This window comes from Pseudomonas sp. AP19 (genome assembly GCF_001728855.1).
Lineage (GTDB): Bacteria > Pseudomonadota > Gammaproteobacteria > Pseudomonadales > Pseudomonadaceae > Aquipseudomonas > Aquipseudomonas fluorescens.
Genome location: NZ_LXJP01000107.1, coordinates 1 through 7,876, shown reverse-complemented (window position 1 = coordinate 7,876; position 7,876 = coordinate 1). Strand labels below are relative to the sequence as shown.

The window sequence follows — 7,876 nt, the reverse complement described above, 5'->3', positions numbered from 1 at the left end:
TGTAACGACCTGCAAACGAAAACACCCCGACCTGCAATCGACACCGATTTTGGCCAGAGTTAACTGCGACTGTCCGAACTCGCAAACCAGCATTACCTGCGAATGAACCTGCATTGATCCGCGCCGACCTGCATTCCAGCACTACCAACCAGCATTAATTGCAAATGACGGGGCTCAGATCGGCAGGCCCGCTGCTAGCATCTTGTCGCGCAAATCGGCTGCGCGTGTTGGGTCGAGCGTGTTGCTGAACAACGCCTTGATTTCGGTGGGTCTGGCGTCGAACTGCTCCACCAGATCCTTGATGCGGTAACCGTGGCGAGTGAGCGTCGGTTCCAAGTCATCCAGTTGGCGCGACAGCACCGATTGCACGAGTTCCGCCGACACGGGTTTCTCGCCGGTCAAGTAGCCGGCTTCCAAGGCCAGACTGAGGTGCAGTTGGATTTGCAGCGGTGTGCGCAGCTTGGTGGCCAGCAGATCGATGGCGTCCTCGGTCAGAATCGACTCGGGTTCGACCTTTCCCTCCGTGCAGGTTTCCAGCAACCAGTGAATGTATTCCCGCTGGCTGCCGGTGATGCCGTCGAGCGAGAAGATGTCGGTGCGGTAGCCGATTTCCTCCATCGTTGGTCGGCGCAGGTCATTACGCAGTTTGGGGTGTCCGGCGAGCACGATCGATAGCCGCCCGTCACCGTCCTCGACCAACTCCATCAGGCGTTTCAGGCCGGTCAGGGTGTGGCCGTTGAGGTCATGGGCCTCATCGACAAACAGGGCCACCGGACGTTTGTTCTTCCTCACCAGTTCGCGCAGGTCACGCTCACGTTTCTCGCCTTGGGTGGGGATGCGTACCTGCTTCTCGGTGGAGAGGTCATAGAACAGCGCGGCGATGAAGGTGGCCAGCTTGATGCTGTGTTTCTCTATGGCCAGCGACTTGGATACCGTGATCTTCCTTTCCTCCTCCATCGCCTGCTGAAGCCGGCGCAACATCACGGTCTTGCCGCTGCCGATGACGCCGCACAGGGCAATCAGCCGCCCTTCGAAGATCGCCCCCTTGATGTCCTTGATCAACTGCTGATGGTGGCCGGTTTCAAAGTAGCCTGCCTGGTTCAGTGGTAACGCCAGTCCGTAGTGCAGCATCACTTCAGCCCGCATGTTCTTCTCCTGCTTTCGTGTGGCGGAAGTAGCCCCGCACGCGCTCCAACACGATGCGGCGTGTCAGGGTTTCGCTCAGCACCTGGTGGATGAAGGTTTGATCGTCGGCGGAGAGCTTAGCCAATGGCTGCGCCAGGTCATCGGCAATAGCCAACTTGGCGGCGATGGCGTTGGGAAACCGATATTCGTGCGCCTCGGCATCGAAGGGTTGGCGCGGCAATACCATGGGCGTCGCGGGAGGCGTCAACCGCACGTCATCGCCGGCCAATGCGGCGATAGGCAGGCCAAGCTGGTCGGCCAGCGAGCGGATTCGATCGGAGCGCTCATCCGCCTTGCCGCGTTTGAAGGCGCGGTAACGATGCAGGGGAATGGGGCCAGAGACGGGGTAGTAAGGTCCGAAACGCTCTCCCTCGAATTCAGCATAGAGTTCGTCATCGAACAAGCCCCAGAGCAACAGCACGGTTTCGCCCGCCATGTCGGGCTCTACCTCGTAGGCCGTGCCGTCGATGGTGACGCGGGCATCGACGCCGACCTTGCGTCGTTCCGGCTCGCGGGCGAAGCGGCAGAACTGTTCCCAGGTGCACATTTCGCGCAGGCCCTCAACGGGCAAGTTGGCCAGCCAGTCCTCAATCCGCGAATGCGGCTCGGAGCGATGCCGCTGAAGGTTGTAGGTGCGCACCAGGTAACGCAGCAGCCACTCATTGGCCTGCGCTTCGGTTTCCGGCTTGTGGAAGTGATACAGCGTCTCGTGGGCTTCCTTCACTGTGCGGAAGGGGCGCTCCACTTTGCCTTTCGAGCGCGCCGTGGTGCGGGTGCCATCCTTGCCGGCCGGGATGTGTGTCTGCCATTCGATGTCCAGCGCCTGCATGACGTTCTGGAAGACCCGGCGCTTGGCCACTGGGCCGTTGTCCAGGTAAATCATCTTGGGGCGGCCTTGTAAGGGAAAGGTCGGATCGACCTTCGGTGCCATGGCGTTGAACAGGAAGCGCAGCGCTGACTCCGCGTCCTCGCCGTATACGCAGTGGTATTCCTGATAGGCCACCCCGCTGCGATCATCCACCACGCTGAACAACATCAGCGTCGGCATGCCCCTAGCCGGATCGATCCAGACCGGCTTATCGATGTGCTTGAGGTCGGAGGGCGACAGGTCGAATTGCCAACAGTCGTTACTGTGCGCCGCTTGAAAGCGGATGGCCGGTGGTTGCCGCAACAGCCGAGACTGGTCCAGGTGCCAGCGGCTTAAGTACTCGTTCACCGTGCTGCGGGTCAGAACCCCTTGGGGCGCCTTGACCAAGCCTTGCTCGGTTTCCACCCCATAGCCCTCCAGCAGATCGATGGCACGGCGGGTAGATAGGTGCCGCCCTTGTTTGTTGGTGGTGCGCAGTTTCAGCGCGGCAATTAGCTCGCAGTAGCGCTCTAGCTCGGCCTGCTGCAATACCCGCGGCTTACCATGGTCGGCGCGGTGAGCCGTGTGGGGTTTATGGATGAGGTTCAGCGCCCGGTATACGGTACTTGGGGACACGCCGTACAACTCGGCTATCGCGGCCACCTGAACAATCCGTTCCGGGCTTTTCTTGGGTAGGCGGTCGAGCCGCTGCCGCAACTGCATCAGCGAATCGGTCGGAATGGTTTTACGCCGCCCGCTGGGCATTGCGTTCGGCCTCGGTGAGGTAGTTGTAGAGCGTCGAACGGCCGATACCCATCATCCGGCAGATTTCCGCCACGGTATGTTGCCGCTCGTGGTAGAGGCGCAGGGCCAATTTCTGCTTTGCCGGATCGAGCCGTTTCTTGCGACCGCCCTTACGGCCGCGAGCCCGTGCAGCGGACAACCCGGCTTGGGTGCGCTCGCGGATTAGGTTGCGCTCGAACTCGGCCAAGGCGCCGAACAGGTGAAACACCAGGCGGCCACCAATCGAGGCGGTGTCGATGTTTTCCTGCAAGCTGCGCAAGCCGACGCCGGCGGAGTCCAATTGCTCAACCAGCCGGATCAGGTCCTTCAGCGAGCGGCCGAGGCGATCCAGGCGCCAAATCACCACGGTGTCGTCACGGCGTAGCGTGGCCAGCAAAGCGGTCAAACCAACCCGCTCAGCCTTGGCGCCGCTGGCGGTATCCTCGAACACGCGCTCGCAGCCGGCCGTTGCCAGCGCATCACGTTGCAGATCGAGGAGTTGATCGTCGGTCGAGACGCGGGCGTATCCAATCAACATGGCGTTGTCCAACTATTCAGCGATAGCTCAGTGTAGTCGGATACTGAAAGATGGAAGCTATAGTTGGATGCCAGCGACGCGGGTTGCTTGAGAATTTCCAGCTCGGGGTGTGTAGTCCAACAAACGAAGGTTTGTTGGACTATGCGTACCATTGGTGTTTGAAAGCGTGAATCCATCGCAATGGAATACAGGTTCGGTTGGTCAGGCTTTCAATGCCAGGATTCGGCGCGCACCGTTCAGCACGATGAGGCCAACGACCGTGCCAATCACCAAATCTGGGTAGGGAGAACCTGTCCATGCAACCAAAGCACCTGCGACGATAACGCCAAGGTTCGCGAGCACATCGTTGGCCGAAAAAATCCAACTCGCTTTCATGTGTGCACCACCTTCGCGGTGGCCATAGATCATCAAGAGACAGCTGACGTTGGCAATCAGTGCGACTAAGCCAATCCCCATCATCAACATCGACTCAGGTTCGCTGCCGTAGAGAAAGCGTCTAGCCACTTCCACCAGTACACCCAGAGCCAACACGATCTGAAAGAAACCCGCCAGGTGCGCAGCGCGAACCTGCAGCCGTGCACCCCGGCCGACCGCAAAGAGAGCCAGGCCATAGACGGCAGCATCAGCAAACATGTCCAGCGAGTCGGCAATCAGGCCCGTCGACTGGGCGATCAAGCCTGCGCCCATCTCGATGACAAACATCGCGGCATTGATACCGAGCAGGATTTTGAGCGTGCTGGCCTCCTTGGAAGCAGTCAGCTCTTCACTGGCGCTATTGGCCGAAGCTGCTTCCTGACTGGCCGGTTGAGTACCCAGCAACGTTGCCCCCAGGCCAAGTGACTCCAGCTTGGTCGCGATCTGGTCAACCGGACCGTCATGGAAAGCGCGTACCTGTCTGCTGGTCAGATCAAAGGACAACGAATTGAGCTCAGGCAAGCCATTCAGCGCGAGCCGAATCATTCGTTCTTCTGAAGGGCAATCCATCTTGGGCACAGAAAAACTGCTGACCCATGTTCCTTCATTCGACGACGCGGTTGCCGCTTCAGTGGTTGCCGACACTGGGCCACAGCCACAGGATTTCTCACAAGAACTCATGATCCGTTGCTCCTATTGGACTTGATTCTGCCGATTGAAAACCATATAGCAGGTATAGGGTCAAGCATGGATATACTGGCTTTTTTACCAAGGGGCAGATAATGCGCATTGGCCAACTTGCACAGCTGGCGGGGGTGGACATTCAGACGATCCGTTTTTATGAACGCCAGGGACTGCTTCCCCCTCCTAACCGCCAGGACAACGGCTATCGAACCTATAAAGCAGACCATGCGGAAAGACTGCTGTTCATTCGCCGATGCCGCTCTTTTGGCATGTCACTGGAAGAAATTGGTGTTTTGCAGAGCTATCAGGAACAGCCGCAGCAACCCTGCACGGCGATCAATGCGCTCCTTGATACACATATCACCCAGGTAAGGGCTCAGATCGCATCCCTGCACGCCCTCGAAAACCAGTTGGTGACGTTGCGGAGCTGCTGCGATAACGAACGACAAAGCCTGGACTGCGGAATACTTTCGGGCCTGCTGGAGGGCGACAAAACTCTTTCGTAATTCACGGCTTAAAGTCATTTTCGCGGCGCCTCAATCCATAGCGCTTGACCCTATAGCGGCTATAGGGTGTTCACTTGCCCATCTGCTGCGTAAGTGAGATCCAGATGAATACCGCCCTTCGCATTGCCATCGATGAGGCCTTCTTTCGGGCAAGGAAAGCACTCGATGCGCCAACCGAGGCTTTCCCTTGGCTGGAACGAGTCCACCATTTTGAGCCAGCGACTGCCTGTTCTTCATGCTCAGAGTCATTGGCTGATGCTGAGGGCTGGCTGGCAGTTGCGCGACTTTCGGGAGATGCTCAGCCAAATACCGCGAATCATGGCGGCCCTGCTGTTCTCAAAGATCTGGGTGCCGCTCGGTAACACCGGGCGCGCCAGGGTCAGTGCTTTCGCGCCAATGCCCCTCTCACAGGAGTTGCAGCGACTTCTTGAAGGAGAGACGCGATGAGTTCGTCTCCTAAAAGGTCGCCTTTCGTTGCTCCATGGTTTTGGTGGACGCTATCGCTGGGCATTGCCTCGGCCGATCAAGCGTTCAAGACTGCAACTGAGGGCTCACTCCCAGTTGGCACCGTAATTCCTCTCGCCCCGTTCTTCAATCTGGTTCATTTCTGGAATACCGGTGCAGCGTTCAGCTTCCTGGCTGATGCAGGTGGTTGGCAGCGTTATTTTTTCATCGTCATCGCCTTGGTCGTTTCGATGGTGCTGGCTCTGATATTGCGTAAACCCAGAGCCAACAGCGAAGCCTTGGGCTATAGCCTCATCTTGGGCGGGGCAGTTGGGAATCTGATTGATCGCGCATTTCGAGGCCATGTAATCGACTACCTGAATTTTTACTGGCAGTCCTGGCATTGGCCTGCGTTTAACTTGGCGGACATCGGCATCGTGGTCGGTGCCACCACATTGGTCCTGAGCAGTGTGCTGAGTCCAAACGCAGAACTGGACCGGGGCAGATAATGCGAAGTTCAGATGCCGGAGAAGTGGCTCGTTGGTCAGGCCATGTGTGGGTCGGCCCCGGTATCGGTGTCTTTTTCGGCTATGCCGGCCACCAGGATTGGCACCGCCATCAAGCGCATCAAATTGCAGTAGGGCTCGACGCTGCGATAACGGTTGAAGCCCCGTTGGACAGGCTGTCAGGGAATGCCATCTTCATTCCGGCAGGCTTGAAGCACCGGCTCAGTGCCGGGCATGTCCTGTCGATCTACCTGGATGTGTTGTCCGATGAGGCCCGAACCTTGCAGGTGAGTGAAACCGCGAGGCTGATGGAGATCCTCCCGGCCGACGTTGCGGCGACCGTTGAGGCTTTGAGCACATCGGGGCATTCGGCAGTCCAGTTGCGAATGCAGGTACGGCAACTGCTGCGGCTTCCTGATCCGCCGATCTGTGATCCTCGCTTGACCAGAATCACCACGGCTCTGCGTGAAGGCCAAATGGGGCGTGAGGCAATGGCTGCGTTGGTGCATTTGTCTCCCACGCGCTTTTCCCATTGGTTTGTAGAGCAAACCGGCCTGCCGTTGCGCAGCTACGTCAAATGGCTGCGCCTCACCCAAGCCCTGCAACACCTGGCCAAAGGGGTACGGTTGACCGAGGCCGCTCATGCGGCGGGCTTTTCCGACTCCGCGCATTTCTCCCGAACATTCAGAGCGCTGCTGGGCATCGATCCGTCCTCCGCCCTAGTTGAGGTCGAACTCCAAGAGTCTTAGCTCTTTCGTTCAAGTCGCACGTCGCTCTCTCCCTATACCGTGAAGGCTCTCTGCACAGGAGCTGAGTGATGCCTATTTCTCTACGATTCGCCCTACGCTGGTTAAGCTACCCGCTTGTGTTTGGTGGCAGCACCGCCTTCATGGTCTGGGCCTTGTACGCTGGAGTACCGTACTGGCCCACCAAACCCTTGGTTGCCGCAGTCGGTCTATTGGCTGTCGCAGGACTAGAGCGTGTCCAGCCGTTCCGGGAGGGCTGGCTGCACGATCACCAGGACACCCTGACGGACCTGGTGCACATGCTGGTAAATCTTTCCGTCATCCAATTCACCGCCGAAATCCTGGCCAGGCTGGGCGATGCCGTGCCGGCTGCAGTTCGTCTCTTCCCAGTTGAGAGCCCACTGTGGCTGCAACTGCTGCTGGTCGCCGCCGTGCTCGATCTGAGCCTTTACGGTATGCACCGAGTCAGTCACCACGTCCCCTGGCTGTGGCGCTTTCATATGATTCACCACAGCGCCGAGCGCTTGTACTGGATGAACGGGCAGCGGCGGCACCCGCTGCATGCCGCACTCATGGCCGGCCCTGGGTTGGTGGTGTTGTTTGCATCCGGCGCACCTTCAGTAGTAGTTGCCACTTGGTTCGGTATCCTGACCGTGCATCTGGCCTTCCAGCACTCGAACCTCGATTATCGGGTGGGTTGGCTGCGGTATGTTCTCGGAGTCGCCGAGATTCATCGCTGGCATCACAAGCGCGACTTTGAGGATGCCCAGGTGAACTTTGGTGAGTTTCTGATGGTGTGGGATCGGATCTTCGGCACCTTCTACGACAGCACTGGAACGCTGGGCGACGCCAATGTCGGCTTGCGTGAGAGGGACTACCCCAAGGGTTACCTTGGTCAGTTGGCCGAACCCTTTGGGCGAGGCCGAGCACGCACATAGCGTAGGGCCTCAACGATTCCTGCAACCTGTTGACTGTGTCATTGCAAAGTGAGCGTGCTCCGATCTGCTCGAAGCAGGGCAGTCAGTGGATACTTTGGACTCAACATCGCCTACCTGTCATTTGCAGCTAATGCTGGCTGGCGGCGATGGAATGCAGGTCGGCATGGATCAATGCAGGTTCATTCGCAGTTAATGCTGGTTCGCCGGGCCGGACAGTCGCAGTTAATCCTGGCCGAAAATCGCCTTGATTGCAGGTCGGGGTGTTTTCGTTTGCAGGTCGTTACA

General features: G+C 58.5%; 8 protein-coding genes and 1 pseudogene. 5 read left to right on the top strand and 4 right to left on the bottom strand.

Going from position 1 to position 7,876, the window contains the following annotated elements; genetic code table 11:
- Positions 1 to 174: 174 nt before the first annotated feature.
- The 4 genes from A7D21_RS33435 to A7D21_RS33420 form a co-directional block, all read right to left on the bottom strand.
- Positions 175 to 1,146, bottom strand: coding sequence for an ExeA family protein (locus A7D21_RS33435; protein WP_069553808.1), 972 nt, complete (start codon positions 1,144 to 1,146; stop codon positions 175 to 177).
- Complete coding sequence (locus A7D21_RS33430) at positions 1,136 to 2,773, bottom strand: DDE-type integrase/transposase/recombinase (protein ID WP_200600544.1); 1,638 nt, start codon at positions 2,771 to 2,773, stop codon at positions 1,136 to 1,138. Before A7D21_RS33430 ends, A7D21_RS33435 begins: the two co-directional genes overlap by 11 nt.
- A gap of 4 nt (positions 2,774 to 2,777) precedes the next feature.
- Complete coding sequence (locus A7D21_RS33425; protein ID WP_069553806.1) at positions 2,778 to 3,353, bottom strand: recombinase family protein; 576 nt, start codon at positions 3,351 to 3,353, stop codon at positions 2,778 to 2,780.
- Positions 3,354 to 3,554: 201 nt separating this feature from the next.
- Positions 3,555 to 4,451: a cation transporter gene (locus tag A7D21_RS33420; protein ID WP_371859254.1), complete on the bottom strand. Its 897-nt coding sequence runs from the start codon at positions 4,449 to 4,451 to the stop codon at positions 3,555 to 3,557.
- A 98-nt stretch (positions 4,452 to 4,549) separates the two neighbouring features.
- On the opposite strand from A7D21_RS33420, the gene cadR reads away from it, so the two are divergent.
- The 5 genes and pseudogenes from cadR (at position 4,550) to A7D21_RS33395 (ending at position 7,591) form a co-directional block, all read left to right on the top strand.
- A complete protein-coding gene (gene cadR / locus A7D21_RS33415) occupies positions 4,550 to 4,957 on the top strand; it encodes a Cd(II)/Pb(II)-responsive transcriptional regulator (RefSeq protein WP_069553804.1) in 408 nt (135 codons plus the stop codon).
- Between the two features lie 104 nt (positions 4,958 to 5,061).
- Positions 5,062 to 5,404, top strand: a pseudogene (locus tag A7D21_RS33410) (DUF3703 domain-containing protein).
- Positions 5,401 to 5,910, top strand: coding sequence for a signal peptidase II (gene lspA, locus A7D21_RS33405; protein ID WP_069553803.1), 510 nt, complete (start codon positions 5,401 to 5,403; stop codon positions 5,908 to 5,910). Before A7D21_RS33410 ends, lspA begins: the two are co-directional and overlap by 4 nt.
- On the top strand, positions 5,910 to 6,656 hold the full coding sequence (locus A7D21_RS33400; protein WP_069553802.1) for an AraC family transcriptional regulator: 747 nt from the start codon (positions 5,910 to 5,912) through the stop codon (positions 6,654 to 6,656). The genes lspA and A7D21_RS33400 overlap by 1 nt, the downstream gene beginning before the upstream one ends.
- A gap of 68 nt (positions 6,657 to 6,724) precedes the next feature.
- Positions 6,725 to 7,591 carry a sterol desaturase family protein gene (locus A7D21_RS33395; protein WP_069553801.1) on the top strand — a complete coding sequence of 289 codons (867 nt, stop codon included), beginning with the start codon at positions 6,725 to 6,727 and terminating at the stop codon, positions 7,589 to 7,591.
- Positions 7,592 to 7,876: the final 285 nt, after the last annotated feature.

Coding starts and splice junctions, on each gene's coding strand:
- A7D21_RS33435 (WP_069553808.1), bottom strand. CDS start 1,146: ATGCGGGCTGAAGTGATGCTGCACTACGGACTGGCGTTACCACTGAAC.
- A7D21_RS33425 (WP_069553806.1), bottom strand. CDS start 3,353: ATGTTGATTGGATACGCCCGCGTCTCGACCGACGATCAACTCCTCGAT.
- cadR (WP_069553804.1), top strand. CDS start 4,550: ATGCGCATTGGCCAACTTGCACAGCTGGCGGGGGTGGACATTCAGACG.
- lspA (WP_069553803.1), top strand. CDS start 5,401: ATGAGTTCGTCTCCTAAAAGGTCGCCTTTCGTTGCTCCATGGTTTTGG.
- A7D21_RS33400 (WP_069553802.1), top strand. CDS start 5,910: ATGCGAAGTTCAGATGCCGGAGAAGTGGCTCGTTGGTCAGGCCATGTG.
- A7D21_RS33395 (WP_069553801.1), top strand. CDS start 6,725: ATGCCTATTTCTCTACGATTCGCCCTACGCTGGTTAAGCTACCCGCTT.